The organism is Bacillota bacterium (genome assembly GCA_040757205.1).
GTDB lineage: Bacteria > Bacillota > Desulfotomaculia > Desulfotomaculales > Desulforudaceae > Desulforudis.
Genome location: JBFLXL010000003.1, coordinates 17,580 through 30,535 on the forward strand (window position 1 = coordinate 17,580; position 12,956 = coordinate 30,535).

Genomic DNA, 12,956 nt, shown 5'->3' on the forward strand with positions numbered 1-12,956 from the left:
GATTTAATATGCACTCGATTTTCCACGACGCCATTGAATGCCTGACTGCCGCTTTGGAAGCCAGAGATCCGTATTCGCACGGGCATTCCGAGCGTGTGGCCAGCCTGACCTACGATTTGGCGCGCAAGATCGGTCTCCGGGGCCGAGAGTTGGAAACGGTGCATATCGCCGCCCATCTGCACGATATCGGCAAGATTGGTGTGCCGGACGGCATCCTGCGTAAGCCGCACAAGCTTCTGCCCCACGAGTGGGCGCAAGTGAAACAGCATCCCGAGATCGGATATCAAATCCTGAGTAAGTCCCGTCGTCTGAGGGACGTGGCCAGAATCATACGTCACCACCACGAACGGTGGGACGGCAAGGGCTATCCGGCCGGTCTGAAGGGAGAAGGTATCCCTTTAGGCGCTCGTTTGATCGCGGTGTGTGACGCTATCGACGCCATGACTTCCGACCGGCCTTACCGCGCGGCGTTAAGCCCGCAAGACTGTCTGGCGGAGGTCAGCATCGGCAAGGGTATGCAGTTTGATCCGGTGGTGGCGGATGCGGCCGCAGATCTATGGCGACAGTGGGATGAACGGTTTTTTTCTAACAGGATGATCGGGTAGTCACTCCCATTCCGGTCCGGGACTCCCGCCTGTTCCACCTCCCCCGGGCGGGGGGTTCCGGACTTTTTCCGGCCACAGCTGCCGCACCTGCTGTTATTAACGGGGATAAAGCTTTGGTTCCGTCAGGCGCCGCTATTGTCACCAGCGCTATTTGTCACAGCCTGACTGCTCCTTTTTGGTGCTTGGCGGGAGTGAAAACCTATTGACAATACCAAAAAGGCAAGCATATAATCAATTATAGTTAGGTACCACTAATAATATTAGTGGGTGCTTAGATAATACTGCTATCCCAAGGAGGAAACGTGTTGGTTAAGAGCAGCACATCCATCAGGTCTTCATTAAGACCTCACAAATCTGAGTGCGGTCCGGGCTGCCGCTGCAACAAGCGTGTGGAGCCGTACCAACAACTGCAAAAAATGGCCGGGACAACTGCAGGCGGTCCGGGCTGCCGCTGCCACAGGAATGTGGAGACGGAGGAACAAAGCGCCGAGTTTCAACAGCACGCCGACCCGATCGAAAACTTTCTAGTCCGTGTTTTGGGTCTGGAAGAAGAGGTTGCTAGACGAGACGCCTATGGGTTGCGGTATGTTCTGAGTGCCCGGACGGTGCAGAAAATGGCTGCCTATTGCCGGCAGCTGTCAGAGAGCGGTAATAATACAAGGTCTTGAAAAGGCCTCCGGCGCGACAATGGAGGCACAATTCCGGGCAGAAAGGACTGCGGACCGACTGTGGGACAGCCTCTGAGCAAGGACGTGGCCGGCTCCGCGCCGGGTAGGGGAGGGGTTGCTGATGGAGCTTAGAGTATGCCCCAACTGCAACGAACTCCTCTACAGCGCGGCCGCCGCAAGTGCGTGGATATGCCCCGAATGCGGGGCTGAGGTGGATACGACGCGCAGCTCACCGGAACAGGAGTCAGGGTGATATCCGTGCACCGATAATCTACCGATAATCTAAGGATATCCAGGCCGGCTGGTTACAGGGTCCAGGCAAAAAGCCCGCGCGTGGGCACGGAGCAGCAACCGCTAATTTATGGGAAAAAGGGAGGGGGTGGTCGGCCAAGCATACCATCAAAAGTGGAAATGTTTGCATACGAGCCTTGTTTGGCGCCAACGCTTGCAAAGAGAATGAGATTTGGAGGAATGTAAGAAATGGGCCGCTTAATTGACGACATCCTGCACATTGAAGCCGACTTGCGTCACCTGCACGACGATGTCGAACATCTTGCCAAGGACCTGGAAGCCTGCAACTGCAACAGCACCTACCTGCAAGACTTGAAGGACCACTTGGCAAACCTGGACAACCATATTCATGACCTGATGAACCACGTCGGCCACGTCAAAACCGAAACCCAGGCCGACTAGCAAACCATCCAGGCTCCAGAGGATCAGGCATAACGCCCGGTCCTCTCCGGTACGTCCGTCGACTTCTTCTGAAAACCGTTCCAAATCGAGAGGATCAGGCATAACGCCCGGTCCTCTGTCTTTTGTGTCGGGAGTATCGCTAAAACGGGGCGAATTTGGCCGGTTTGAAGCTGGTTCACAGCCGAATGATAATCGGCCCGCGGGGTACAATGAAAGCGGACGCTTTTGGCCCGACTTGCGCTGGGGGGGGATTTCCAAGTGGAAACGAATGTCGAATGGCACGACTGGAAGCGGCTCTTGGGGACGGCGGTGCACGCCGCCAAAGCGGTGGGCGTGCCCGATAGATTCATCGAAGAAGTGGCTTACCGGATCGGCGGGGTGCTGGCCGACCACTTCGACCCCGGAAACCGGGAACAGCGCCTGATCAAGGAACTCTGGGAACAGGGCAATGAGAGCGAAAAGCGGGCCCTGGCGGCCCTGTTCGCCCGGATGCTCGACAACGACGCCGGCCGCCCGGGACCGGCGGACACCGCGAGGCAATCCGACAACCATTGAATTTAAACCGAAAATCCGCGCTGCTGGTCTTTTGCGACCGGTGTCGCCGCGCGGGGACGGTTACGGCGCGAACAGGAACAGGCCGTGCTCCGCGGCCGTCCGTTCCAGGAAGCGGCGCAGCTTTTTCCGGGCTTCGCGGACCTCGTTCTGTGTTATGATACGGTTAGGTAAAAACAGACCATCGGGGAGAGGAGTATTCCGCCCGTGCGACCGACCTGGGACGAAATCTTCATGGAGCAGGCGCACCTGATGGCCCGCCGCTCCACCTGCCTGCGCCGGCAGGTCGGTGCCGTGCTGGTCCGCGACAACCGGGCCATCGCCAGCGGCTACAACGGCCCGCCTTCCGGTCTGCCGCACTGCGACGAGCGCGGCGGCTGCTTGCGGGAGCAACTGGGGGTGCCGAGCGGGCACCGCCAGGAAATCTGCCGGGCTCTGCACGCCGAGCAGAACGTCATTTTACAATTGGCCATCACCGGCCTGAACGGGCGCGACACCATCCTGTACGTCACCCACTTCCCGTGCTTCACCTGCGCCAAGCTCTTGGTGCAGCTCGGGGTCCGCCGGATCATCTACCAGTTTGGGTATCCAGACCAGTTTTCAGCCGACCTCCTGGAGGAAGCCGGAATCCAACTGTGCTTAGTGCGCGAAGGTTGAACCGGCCGTAAGCGCGCGCCACAAACCCGGCGGGCAGACCGCCTTCAAGGTCACCTCGCGATAAGAAGAACAGCCGGCGAACGGGGTGGGAGGCCAGTCCCCCAGCCGGGGCCGGGGGCTCGAGCCTTCGTGGATGAGCGGGGGTTGGCGTGAGCGGCGGGCGTCCAGCAGCCACTGCCGCACCAGTTCGTCCTCGCCGCGGTTGGTCAGGACGGCCCGCAGGCGGCGGGCGCGGGCGGTGGAGGGGCAGCAGATGAAGGTCCGGCACACCAGCGGCCGGGCGTGGTAAGCCCGGCAGGTCCGGTTTTGGCGGTCCAGGAGACAGCAGCTTCCATCGGCGCCGGCGGCCAGAATGATGTCCACGGCCGGCCCGTTCACCAGCACGTGTGCGTAGGCGGCCAAAAAGTCCGCCAACCCGGCTTCGGGGGCGACGGCGGCTTTGAGGTTTAAGCAGTCGATCCAGGTCAGCGGCAATCGCTCGGCGCAGCAGCGGTCGCAGCCCGTGCAGGCGCCGCGGCCGGGCGCGCGGCCCCGGTCAAGGGGCCGCTCCAGGTGTAGCTTCTCACGCCGAGTGCGAAAAAATCTCACACCGAATGCGAAAGATTCGGTGTGTTGGATGGATTTTCTGGTAATTCCTAGAAACGCTTGTGCTGACCTCGTTAGCGTTAGGGGTGGCCGTAGCGTGACGCAGCATTCACGATATTTCTCACAATTACTGGCGGCGCAGCACCAGCCCACCAAAAACACTCTCCCGCAACCGGTAGCTATTACAGTGCATTAACAGCCCAACGTAGCTCTGCACACTGGCGTTTGACGTCTCAAGGCCGACCTCGCCCCGGGCGTAAGCCCGGCTCAAGAACCGGAGTCGCCGGCGCATCTTCTTGGCGGTAGTCTTGCGGAGCCGGCGGTGCGTGGGCCAGGTGCGGTATCCGCAGAAATCGACCCCCTGGTCTGCACTCCGAACGGTGGTCTTGTTGTTGAGCGTCAGACGCAACTGATCCTGTAGAAAGGCGCTGATTTCTTCCTTAAGCCGCCACAAGCGCCGCTTATCTGGATGCAGAATGATCACGTCATCCATGTAGCGAATGTAGTGCCGGGCTTTCAGCACGTGCTTGGCGTGCTGGTCCAGCTCGTTCAAATAGAGATTGGCGAACATTTGGGATGACAGATTGCCGATCGGCATGCCGCATTCCGCCACCCGCTCCCGCTGAAAAGAATGGTCGCCCAACACCAGGCCGAATTTTGTGTTCTCTGCCCTGATGATGCTTTCCAAAAGCCACATCAGGTCCCGGTCTTTGATGATCCGCCCCAGGATCTTGAGCAGCGTGTCGTGATCGACCCGGTAGAAATATTTACTGATATCAAGTTTTAGGACATAGATTCGGCCAGGTCTGCGGTCTAGATACCGAAGCCAGTGCTGCAGCCGGTCAACAGCCCTGTGGGTGCCGTAGCCCGCCCTGCAGGCGAATGAATCCGCAATATAACGCCTGTCAAAGACCGGGTTTAGAACCCGGTATATGGCCCATTGCACCACTCGGTCCCGGAAGGGGAGTGCCATTATCAGCCGCTTTTTTGGTTCGTAAACGAAAAACTCCCGGTACTGGCCGACCCGATATGTGCGCCAGATTAGCTCGTTCTGAATACTAATCAGGCTTTCTTCCAGGTTGCGCGTAAACTCCAACACCTCACGGCGGAATCGTTTGCCTTTCCGGGCCTCTTTGTATGCTGCCAGCAGGTTCTCAAAATCATATATTTGCGGATAAAGATTCCCGTGGCGCTTAATTGCATTGTCCCCCTTTTTGATAAGGGGCCGGGCGTGGCACCGTTCGTCCCGCAGGGCTACTAACTGCCTTCCCGGCAATTCAGTTTTTTACCGGCCGTCTTGCGCGGGCGCGGTAAGGAAGAAGGCCCCTTTACCCCCTGCGCGCTGGATGCTGGCCCGATGAGCCAGCAACTTCTGGCTAGCAGGGTAGAGCGGCGCGGAAGCCGATGTTCGTGTTCACGTTCGAGCGGGCGTTGTTCAAGTTCAGGGCAAACACCCCGGCGTTGGACGTGTTGTTCCAGTTGCCGCCCCGGATCGGCAAGCGCTATGGCCGTCTCCCCAGAATGCTTAGCGGGCGGATTTCAGCCAACCGCCGATCATTCTCCCAATCTCTGTGTTCATCTTGCTCCAGTTCTCATATTGGCGCAGGGGCAAGAACTGCAAGTCTTTCCCTAGCCTGACCAGATATTTGAGCGCCTCTAGTTCCACGTCCGCCTCGTGGATCGCGGCCTGTTTGTGGTAGCGCTTGTTGGCCCTGATGACCGCCCGGAGGAGGCCTAGTATAGCGAGCTTGGTCTCCGCCGCCAGGGTGTGCCGCTCACTGCGCGGATACTGACGCAGGCACACATACCCGTACTGGGCCATGTCGTAGAGTTTTTGCAGGATCTTTAGTTCGTCCATATTCATTGCCTCCGGGCCATGGCGGGCGATCGCCCGCCTGTCAGATTACAGGGGGCAGGTTTCAGATTGCAACAAAAGCGGCGCGGAAGCCGACGTGCGCGAACACGCTCGAGCGGGCGTTGAGCAAGTACAGGGCAAACACCCCGGCGAGGGACGCGCCGGCCCAGTCGCCGCCCCGGACCGGCAAGCGCTCGCCGTTATTTCGCACCCACAGGGAATCCCCACCGTGAGACGCGTCCAGGCGCGCCAAGATCAGGGCCTGCATAACGGTGGGAATACTAACACCGCTCGCAGCAACCACTGTCTCAAACGACTTATTTACCGAATTTGCGTCGGTCGTCCAGTGCTCCACAGTCGTGTTGATCCGGATGCCCGAAGGGGTGGCTGTTTCGGCATCGTACTTCAGTGTGCCCGCGGTCCCCGGGGCCACGAGGCTCCCGTCCGGCAGAATGGCCTTCCACAGCGTGCTGCCAGCGCCCTGGTCGATGGCCTGCGCGGCGTTGTTGTCCGGTATGACCTGGATCTCCCCGTCAACCAACCTCAGTCCGCCGGTCCACTCCCACACGTTCCCGTTAAGGTCGAAGACGCCGCCGTTCGTTCCGTCGTGCGCCCACGTTACCGGGCCGGACCCGGTGGCCACGCGTAGCGTCCGGAACAAGCCGCTGGTCTCCTTGGTGGTCTCGATGCCCTTTTCATGCGCCGCGCCGTGATCGGCACCGTAGTTGTTGTTTCCGCGGGGCATGAAGCCGTTCTTTTTGCACCACAAGGCCAGCGCGGCCCACTCGGCATTGGTCATCAGGTGCCAGCCCGGGCCCTTGGCTTCGCACCGCGCCTTCGCGGTGTCGAAATTAATTGACACCGCCGGGTCCTTGAGTGGCAAACTGTAGGCCCGGTCGTTGATGACGATGTTCTGGTATTTCGAGACGAAGATCTCGTTCTTCTCGACGCCGGCGACGACAAACGCCGGATGGGTGGTGCTGGGGCCGCCGGAGATAACGTCGGAGATCTGGAATCTGGGAATGCGGACCATGATTGACGGCATGCCCTTGTCGTCGAAAATAACGGTGTTCTTCCCGCCACTCAGGGCTTCCACACTGAGCTTCAGATCGTCAAAATTCATTGATCAGCCCTCCTATACCGCCCACAATGTGAGCTGTGTTTTTAATACATCGAACGGTCTCGGGACCAATGCGACGGGGTTTTCCGGATCGCCCGTCGGTTCTTCGTCGTACCCCCGGGCCGAAATAGCAATCTCGGCCACATACTTTCGGCCGAGGCCGACAACCAGCATGTCGTACTCGTTGGAGCACACGTCAATGTGGACCGGAAAGTCCCTCTCGTATCTGCTTAAATCAAGTGCCAGCTCACCGCCCCGAAAGGCCAGGACGTTGCCCTGCAGCTCGTAGGCCACTTTGTCGCCCTGATTTTTCTCAACGGTTATCATTGATACATCCCTCCTTGAACGAAGTATTTAATGGTGACCGAGGTTGCACTGCCCGTGAATTGGATTTTGAAGCCATTCAGGGCCTTGTCGGCAATCTTAATATCACCGACCATGCCCTGGGCAGCCAGCACCTCGGTTAGTACCCGGTAGTTCAGAGTATCCCTGGGCTTCGCCAGGGCCACAGTCCAGACCGAGTTGTTGAAGGGGTATACCTGGTTGTTTGTGAGGGTGACTTGTCCGATCTCCCCCTCCAGGTCGCTCAAGAGCCTCTTATGCTGCAGCATCTGCTGGCCAAGAACGTCCAGCTCGGCACCGCCGCCGAATATCCCCTCCTCGATGTTGTTGAAGTTTGTCGCGGACTGGGGGGTGCCTTGCTGTATCACGGTCTGCCCGTCGACCACGTGGTCTCTCCAATAGGTCCTGTTGTATGGCCGCACGCTCTACACCTCCTGTATCGAGAATGAGAACCTGACCAAGACTCCCTGGATGGCGTCTTTCGCGATGCTGATATCGGCTCTATCAGCGAACAGCTCGTTGCTTACATCGAAAAGCTGGCACCTGTTGACGGTCCCGGCGGCAGTGTGGTCAATCAGCAGGTACACGTACACTTTGTCGCCTTCAATAACAACTTCGTGGATGGGGACGGTGTAAAACGTGCTGCCGACACGGTATCTGCCGTAACTGACTGTCCGCCGTATAAATTCCCTGAATTTGCCCAGCGCCGTCGGTGTGAGCAATGCAACCACCTCCTCTTATCGTCTTTACGGATACGTACCGCAAAGCAGGGTCCCGCAGGGCGGGTAATCAAACCTATAGCTGTTGAATTGGGCAGCAATGTTCAGGCCCGCCGCCAGGATTTTGCCTATGGTCGCCGGGCGCGGGTGCAAGCCGGCCAACGGGTAGCTGAACACATACCGCTCCCAACCCGTGGCAATGCCCAGCACCGACGCCAAGACCTTACCGATGGTCGCGGGCCCGGGGTGCAAGCCGCAAAACAACGTATTACAGGGGATGTACGGGAATAGATAGCTTTTGAGATTGATTTTGACCGTCAGCTCGCTTGCGCCGATCTCAACAACAATCATATCAAGACCGATGTGCGCGGGCTTAATCTCCTCAAGCACAACTCGTACATCCGCTAGGTTAAGTGATGCATTTAATAACTGCACAAACTTAACCGTGAAGCTGTACGCGGCCGGTGTCTGTACGACCTCGACCGTGCCGCCGAAGATTTCAGCGGTCCTCTTTATGAAGTTAACTGTTGCCATGTTCGGTTGGCCCAGCCTGCTCAAAACTGTACTTCGGCGTTGGTTTAGCGGCTTGCCAACAAAAGAGCTGAGGCCCAGCTCTTGCTCCCAAAGGTCGAGGCCCCAGGTGGCCGTGTTGACGAAGAATTGATCCAGGATCTCCTCGACACCGTGCTTGAGGCTGTCCAGCTCTACCCCGGACGCCTGCAGGTTGAACTTGAAAACCCGCGACGCCTGGTAGTAGCGCGGGCAATGCGAGAGCATCTCCTTCCCGCGCTCAGAGGTGAGCATGTCACTACTCATTGAGCATCACCGTCCCCAGGACGGCTACCTCACCGGCGGCAATCGCTACGTTCGCGGTGCCACCGTTAAGCAACAGATCTGAATAATCCAGCACGCCCGCGACGTTAAGCAGTAAACTGCCCATTTTGCCGTAGCGTATTCGATCTTCGTTTTCACGAAAAGCGATTTCCTTGAAGTGGGATGCCAGGGCCCATTCGTAATCGGCCCGGATGCCGGCCAGGCTCCGTGTGCCGTCGTGAATTACCATAGCCGTCACGGCGATGCTGACGCTCTCCGCGGCCGACACCGTGACCGTGGCTCCAATCGGCGCCTTGCCTTCGCCAAGGGCCGGGGCGGGGTCTATGTACGCCTGGACCGCGTCGACCAGGGCCTGGGTGGCCGGCAGTTTGTCGGTGTCCAGAAGGACTACTTTCACAGTGCCGTTGCCGGCCCACAGGGGCACCACCTGAACCCCACCCACACCGGGTACTTCCAGGGCCCACTGCTTGTAATCGACCTTATTGCCCGATGCTCCTGGCTTCCGCCGTCGGACAAGGTATCTGTCTAACAGTGAGGAATCGCTCTCAGCGTTAACCCCGCCGCTGGTAGGGGCTGCGTTGGTCACCGTAGTCACACCGCTCACAGGTACTACCAATAGGTTGATTTTGCCGGCCGCTACGTTACCGCCGGCACCGGCTTCACGGGCTGCGATATTCACAGTAATGGTGCCGCCGGAGGGTATCTCCGCATCTTGCGTGGTGACAAACTCCACAGCGGGTACCGACAAGATCTCATCCGCAGTGGTTGATAGCAGCGTCCCGGCCTGGATGATGGCTCCCGGAGTACCGGTAAACGCAACTTGGCCAGAAGCCTTGACCGCGGGACGGGGGGATAAGCCGACCTCCTGGGCTCGCAGCACCAGGTACGGACCGAATGTGGTTGCAGCAAACCCCCGTTTCAGATAGGTGCCCATATCAACTTTCATCTGAGCGATCTCGGACGCCACGGGCGCCAGGGCATCCCAGATGTAAGACCCCTCGGACTTATCAATATCGTCCGGAATTCGGGCCAGCATCCGCTGCAGGATCGCGCTTTCAGTTTCTTCATCCAAAAAGTCCGGCATGGTCGTCATCCCGTCACCGCCCTTGATCCCAGAGTTATGGTCTCACCGCGCGCGGTGGTCACGTCGAAGGTGAAGTACACCGCGTCACCGTCCCAAGCGAACCGGAAATTCTCCACTGAGGCCGTGCGCGGGTTGACCTTCAGGGCCTCGGTGACCATTCGCTTGATTTCGCTTTCATTCCCAGCCCGGGTGAGGTTTCGGCGGATAAGGTCCTCGAATTCCTGGCCGTAGTTGCGGCCGTAAATGAGGTGACGGTGCCGGGGCGTCAGTAACGCTTTGTTGCACCATTCCAGGTACGCATGCAGTTCATCCGCCAGCGCCACGGTGCCCGTTGGGGTCAGCATGAAGTCGCCGGCGTCGAAATCGAAGCGCCAGGAGCGGGGGAAGGGGGTCCGCGGCCGGGCGCCAGCCGCCGGTTCCGGTTCGTATGTCGGCTCCGCTGTGGGGAAAAGGCCCATGTCAGCTCACCACCTTGGCGATCACTACATAGTCCTGGCCGCCGTGGATTGGGGCGACCAGCACCCGGTCGCCGGGTTTGAGCCCGGCCCGGAAATCAACGCGCACACCCGGGATCTCGATCTCTGCAAAGTCAAACCTTGTGAGTTCGCTGGTCGAGGTCCCGGGCTCCGGATTGCCGTTTTCGTCCACCGGGCTGGTCATGGTGCCGATTTTCGCATGCGCCGGCAGGTGCAGGGTCACCGTCCAGTCGGCCACCAGGTAGTCCTTGATCTCGTGCTTAAAGCTGTCCAGCTTGAGGCCCGAAGCCCTGATTGTGCCGAGTTCCAGGGGGACGCCCTGGAGGGCGGCGGCCGCCTGGCCAGCCGCCTGGCCCTGGATTATCCCCGCGATCTCTTTGAATGGATTCTCCATTACCGCATCAGCCTCCGCCGCACCAGGGCCAAGGGAGCCAGCTCCACACGCATCCGGCCCGGGCTGCCCAGCTCGTGCCGCACGGCCCATACTATGTAATCCGTATTCACTCCGCCCGGGCTGTACAGCCGGACGGCGTCACCGGCCCGGATGGTGTTGATGTCGATGCCTGCAATCGGGAAAACCTCGTCGATACCCCACAGCTCCTGCAGTGCGGCCGTCTTGGCCTGGCCGGCGGTCGTGATCTCGGGGTCGTGAATCAATCTTTGGATGGTGCCGTATTTGTCGGTGTCTTTTTTCTCAAGGGCCAGTACCGGCGAGCGGGCCTCACCTTCGGTCTGGCCAAGGACCTTAACCTGAGTGACGGTGTTTTCGAGTGATCGCTCCTGGCCCAGTTCTTCGATATTCACCGCCGGCTCCAGCACCCACACGGGTTGATTCCGGCCGACCTCGACCAGGTTCAGCTGTTTCCCCACCATCCGGGGACGGTAGGGCTTGCCGCCCTTTTTGATGGTCTCGGCCAGTGAGCTGTCGATGATTTGATACAATGCGTTACTCCGGAACACCCCCTTGGCCAGGGGCACACCGGTGTCGGCCACTGTCCCGAGAGGGACATTCCAGTCCTGGACGATCTTGCGCATCCGCGCCGTAGCCGTCAGCCCGGCGGGGAAGAGGTATTCCTCTTCGCTCTTGAGATAGATGGCCCGGTCGTAGATGGTCAGGGTAAGCTGTTTGACTCCCTTGGTACGAGAGCTGACGCGCCAAATCACGCCGTCCACAAAGACGTGCATCGGGCCGCCGCCAAAGGGCTCACCGGAGAGTCTTATGGCCAGGCCCGGACCGATGGGGGGGAAGCCCTTTACAACGCTGACGTCAACCGTCACGCGGACCGCGATCTCGTCAAGGCTTTCCTCGATGACCGGGGCCAGGCCCAGCAGATCGCCAAGGTGCCATTTGTCCTGCAGGACCAGGTTGTATTGCAGGTTTCCTGCGGATGCGCTCATCAGGGCATCACCAACTGCTGGCCGGGCTTGATCAGGTTGGGGTCGGGGCCGATGACTTCGCGGTTGGCCTCATAGATCTGTTTCCATTTGGCGCCGTCACCAAGCTGCATCTTAGCGATCTTCCAAAGGCTGTCTCCGGCCTTGACCGTGTAGGTGCCGGGTACCGGTTTTGTGTCCGGGCGGGCGGCAACTGTGCTTACTCCCGCGCCCAGGCCGAAGCCGATCTCGGCGGCGGTCCGCACCTTGGTTTCCTGCCATGTCCGGAGAACGATGTCAAAATAGATATCACCCGGGGCGCCGCCAATGATTTGGGTATTGAACGATACGATATAGACCAGGCCGTTGATCGGACTGTCGGTTACAATGAACCGTAAGGGCTGCTTCGCCTTGCGCCAAGCCTCCAGCTGCTTGGCGGCCGCGACCGGATCAGGGATGGACGGATACTGGCAGTATACGTCATACTCATAAGGCAAAAAGCAAGAGAACCGGATTTCGGCTCTCTTGTCGCCCCAAGGAAAGTCCACCTCGCCTATGTTTGTTATTTCTATTGTCTCTTTCAATGTCTCGGTCGCTACCGAGATCTCCTCGGGATTCACCGGAAACCGAAAGGCGGTGTCTTCTTTGGGGTTGATCAGGTATAGATCCATCAGCCTCACCCTTCAAACACCAGTTGCCCTTTCTCGTCAACGATCTGCAGGATTTGCACCGCAAACGGTAGCGCATCCCAACTGATAAGGGTGGCCACCCTGCGCGCGTCATCCAGGTTCTCGTAGCCCGTTATTACGAGTTTGCCGTCCGTAATTGGTTGTTTCACGACAGGGTTCTGCAGCAAAAGCCCGTCCACGCAAATAGCAATAGTCCTTCCAATGTTGGCCTCGGTAGCCTCCGCAAACAACCGGGTGCCCTCTTTGGTTAAACTGATTCCAACTTCCATGTGGCCGCTGGCCGGGTTTCTAACGACTTCTACCTGCTTAATGTGCGTATTGCTGATTACCGTCTTGCCGTCCTCGGTCCTGAACTCCACGAGGCCCCGTTCCAGCAGGAGCTTTGCGGTCCAGATCTCATCGACGTCCGGCAACCAAACGACCAGCTTATCGTCATACTGTTCCACCGTGGGTGCGGGAAACCCGTGGCGCCCGGCACGCTTTTGCAGTGCCTGCTCCAGCTCCTTCAGCTGCGTTTCCTTTAGTTCGCCATCCAGCCCTACTGGGACGACCTGCACAGTCATCCCTGGCTCCGGCATTGCCACCGGGGAAGGGTTGCCGTTTGAGGAACAGCCGGTAACCAGAATGAACACCAGGGCCACCGCCAATACGATCAAAGCCCTTTTGCGCATTGTCTTACACCTCCACCCACATTTTACGCCAC

The 12,956-nt window shown here is 59.0% G+C and carries 19 protein-coding genes; 4 read left to right on the forward strand and 15 right to left on the reverse strand.

The genetic code is table 11. From position 1 onward, the window contains the following. The first annotated feature begins 8 nt into the window (after nucleotides 1–8). The 4 genes from AB1402_02885 (at nucleotide 9) to AB1402_02900 (ending at nucleotide 3,175) form a co-directional block, all read left to right on the forward strand. The gene (locus AB1402_02885) at nucleotides 9–605 is read left to right on the forward strand and encodes an HD-GYP domain-containing protein (protein MEW6540548.1); all 597 of its coding nucleotides are present in this window, start codon (nucleotides 9–11) and stop codon (nucleotides 603–605) included. 1,148 nt (nucleotides 606–1,753) lie between these two features. Then, nucleotides 1,754–1,966: a hypothetical protein gene (locus AB1402_02890; GenBank protein ID MEW6540549.1), complete on the forward strand. Its 213-nt coding sequence runs from the start codon at nucleotides 1,754–1,756 to the stop codon at nucleotides 1,964–1,966. A 258-nt stretch (nucleotides 1,967–2,224) separates the two neighbouring features. Then, a complete protein-coding gene (locus tag AB1402_02895; GenBank protein ID MEW6540550.1) occupies nucleotides 2,225–2,521 on the forward strand; it encodes a DUF3243 domain-containing protein in 297 nt (98 codons plus the stop codon). A 204-nt stretch (nucleotides 2,522–2,725) separates the two neighbouring features. After that, nucleotides 2,726–3,175: a cytidine/deoxycytidylate deaminase family protein gene (locus AB1402_02900; GenBank protein MEW6540551.1), complete on the forward strand. Its 450-nt coding sequence runs from the start codon at nucleotides 2,726–2,728 to the stop codon at nucleotides 3,173–3,175. Here the strand turns inward: AB1402_02900 and AB1402_02905 are convergent. The 15 genes from AB1402_02905 to AB1402_02975 form a co-directional block, all read right to left on the reverse strand. Beyond that, nucleotides 3,158–3,763: a YkgJ family cysteine cluster protein gene (locus AB1402_02905; GenBank protein MEW6540552.1), complete on the reverse strand. Its 606-nt coding sequence runs from the start codon at nucleotides 3,761–3,763 to the stop codon at nucleotides 3,158–3,160. The genes AB1402_02900 and AB1402_02905 overlap by 18 nt on opposite strands. Nucleotides 3,764–3,887: 124 nt before the next feature. Then, nucleotides 3,888–4,859: a reverse transcriptase/maturase family protein gene (locus AB1402_02910; protein ID MEW6540553.1), complete on the reverse strand. Its 972-nt coding sequence runs from the start codon at nucleotides 4,857–4,859 to the stop codon at nucleotides 3,888–3,890. Between the two features lie 277 nt (nucleotides 4,860–5,136). Then, a complete protein-coding gene (locus AB1402_02915; GenBank protein ID MEW6540554.1) occupies nucleotides 5,137–5,259 on the reverse strand; it encodes a hypothetical protein in 123 nt (40 codons plus the stop codon). Nucleotides 5,260–5,285: 26 nt separating this feature from the next. Further along, on the reverse strand, nucleotides 5,286–5,618 hold the full coding sequence (gene avd, locus AB1402_02920) for a diversity-generating retroelement protein Avd (GenBank protein ID MEW6540555.1): 333 nt from the start codon (nucleotides 5,616–5,618) through the stop codon (nucleotides 5,286–5,288). Nucleotides 5,619–5,679: 61 nt separating this feature from the next. Further along, nucleotides 5,680–6,738, reverse strand: a complete 1,059-nt coding sequence (locus AB1402_02925) for an SUMF1/EgtB/PvdO family nonheme iron enzyme (GenBank protein MEW6540556.1) — start codon at nucleotides 6,736–6,738, stop codon at nucleotides 5,680–5,682. A 12-nt stretch (nucleotides 6,739–6,750) separates the two neighbouring features. Continuing rightward, complete coding sequence (locus AB1402_02930) at nucleotides 6,751–7,062, reverse strand: hypothetical protein (GenBank protein ID MEW6540557.1); 312 nt, start codon at nucleotides 7,060–7,062, stop codon at nucleotides 6,751–6,753. After that, nucleotides 7,059–7,499, reverse strand: coding sequence for a hypothetical protein (locus AB1402_02935; protein MEW6540558.1), 441 nt, complete (start codon nucleotides 7,497–7,499; stop codon nucleotides 7,059–7,061). The genes AB1402_02930 and AB1402_02935 overlap by 4 nt, the downstream gene beginning before the upstream one ends. Nucleotides 7,500–7,502: 3 nt before the next feature. Next, on the reverse strand, nucleotides 7,503–7,799 hold the full coding sequence (locus AB1402_02940; GenBank protein ID MEW6540559.1) for a hypothetical protein: 297 nt from the start codon (nucleotides 7,797–7,799) through the stop codon (nucleotides 7,503–7,505). A gap of 24 nt (nucleotides 7,800–7,823) precedes the next feature. Beyond that, nucleotides 7,824–8,612 carry a putative phage tail protein gene (locus AB1402_02945; GenBank protein ID MEW6540560.1) on the reverse strand — a complete coding sequence of 263 codons (789 nt, stop codon included), beginning with the start codon at nucleotides 8,610–8,612 and terminating at the stop codon, nucleotides 7,824–7,826. Continuing rightward, nucleotides 8,605–9,723, reverse strand: a complete 1,119-nt coding sequence (locus AB1402_02950) for a baseplate J/gp47 family protein (protein MEW6540561.1) — start codon at nucleotides 9,721–9,723, stop codon at nucleotides 8,605–8,607. The genes AB1402_02945 and AB1402_02950 overlap by 8 nt, the downstream gene beginning before the upstream one ends. Further along, a complete protein-coding gene (locus tag AB1402_02955; protein ID MEW6540562.1) occupies nucleotides 9,720–10,172 on the reverse strand; it encodes a DUF2634 domain-containing protein in 453 nt (150 codons plus the stop codon). Before AB1402_02955 ends, AB1402_02950 begins: the two co-directional genes overlap by 4 nt. Nucleotide 10,173: 1 nt before the next feature. Continuing rightward, entirely contained in the window at nucleotides 10,174–10,584 is a 411-nt protein-coding gene (locus AB1402_02960; GenBank protein ID MEW6540563.1) for a DUF2577 family protein, read from the reverse strand. Next, entirely contained in the window at nucleotides 10,584–11,588 is a 1,005-nt protein-coding gene (locus AB1402_02965; protein MEW6540564.1) for a phage portal protein, read from the reverse strand. Before AB1402_02965 ends, AB1402_02960 begins: the two co-directional genes overlap by 1 nt. Then, nucleotides 11,588–12,235, reverse strand: coding sequence for a LysM peptidoglycan-binding domain-containing protein (locus tag AB1402_02970; GenBank protein MEW6540565.1), 648 nt, complete (start codon nucleotides 12,233–12,235; stop codon nucleotides 11,588–11,590). The genes AB1402_02965 and AB1402_02970 overlap by 1 nt, the downstream gene beginning before the upstream one ends. A 5-nt stretch (nucleotides 12,236–12,240) precedes the next feature. After that, the gene (locus tag AB1402_02975; protein ID MEW6540566.1) at nucleotides 12,241–12,924 is read right to left on the reverse strand and encodes a hypothetical protein; all 684 of its coding nucleotides are present in this window, start codon (nucleotides 12,922–12,924) and stop codon (nucleotides 12,241–12,243) included. Between the last annotated feature and the right edge of the window lie 32 nt (nucleotides 12,925–12,956).

Coding starts and splice junctions, on each gene's coding strand:
- AB1402_02890 (MEW6540549.1), top strand. CDS start 1,754: ATGGGCCGCTTAATTGACGACATCCTGCACATTGAAGCCGACTTGCGT.
- AB1402_02945 (MEW6540560.1), bottom strand. CDS start 8,612: ATGAGTAGTGACATGCTCACCTCTGAGCGCGGGAAGGAGATGCTCTCG.
- AB1402_02885 (MEW6540548.1), top strand. CDS start 9: ATGCACTCGATTTTCCACGACGCCATTGAATGCCTGACTGCCGCTTTG.
- AB1402_02950 (MEW6540561.1), bottom strand. CDS start 9,723: ATGACGACCATGCCGGACTTTTTGGATGAAGAAACTGAAAGCGCGATC.
- AB1402_02965 (MEW6540564.1), bottom strand. CDS start 11,588: ATGAGCGCATCCGCAGGAAACCTGCAATACAACCTGGTCCTGCAGGAC.
- AB1402_02930 (MEW6540557.1), bottom strand. CDS start 7,062: ATGATAACCGTTGAGAAAAATCAGGGCGACAAAGTGGCCTACGAGCTG.
- avd (MEW6540555.1), bottom strand. CDS start 5,618: ATGGACGAACTAAAGATCCTGCAAAAACTCTACGACATGGCCCAGTAC.
- AB1402_02955 (MEW6540562.1), bottom strand. CDS start 10,172: ATGGGCCTTTTCCCCACAGCGGAGCCGACATACGAACCGGAACCGGCG.
- AB1402_02960 (MEW6540563.1), bottom strand. CDS start 10,584: ATGGAGAATCCATTCAAAGAGATCGCGGGGATAATCCAGGGCCAGGCG.
- AB1402_02975 (MEW6540566.1), bottom strand. CDS start 12,924: ATGCGCAAAAGGGCTTTGATCGTATTGGCGGTGGCCCTGGTGTTCATT.
- AB1402_02925 (MEW6540556.1), bottom strand. CDS start 6,738: ATGAATTTTGACGATCTGAAGCTCAGTGTGGAAGCCCTGAGTGGCGGG.
- AB1402_02970 (MEW6540565.1), bottom strand. CDS start 12,235: ATGGATCTATACCTGATCAACCCCAAAGAAGACACCGCCTTTCGGTTT.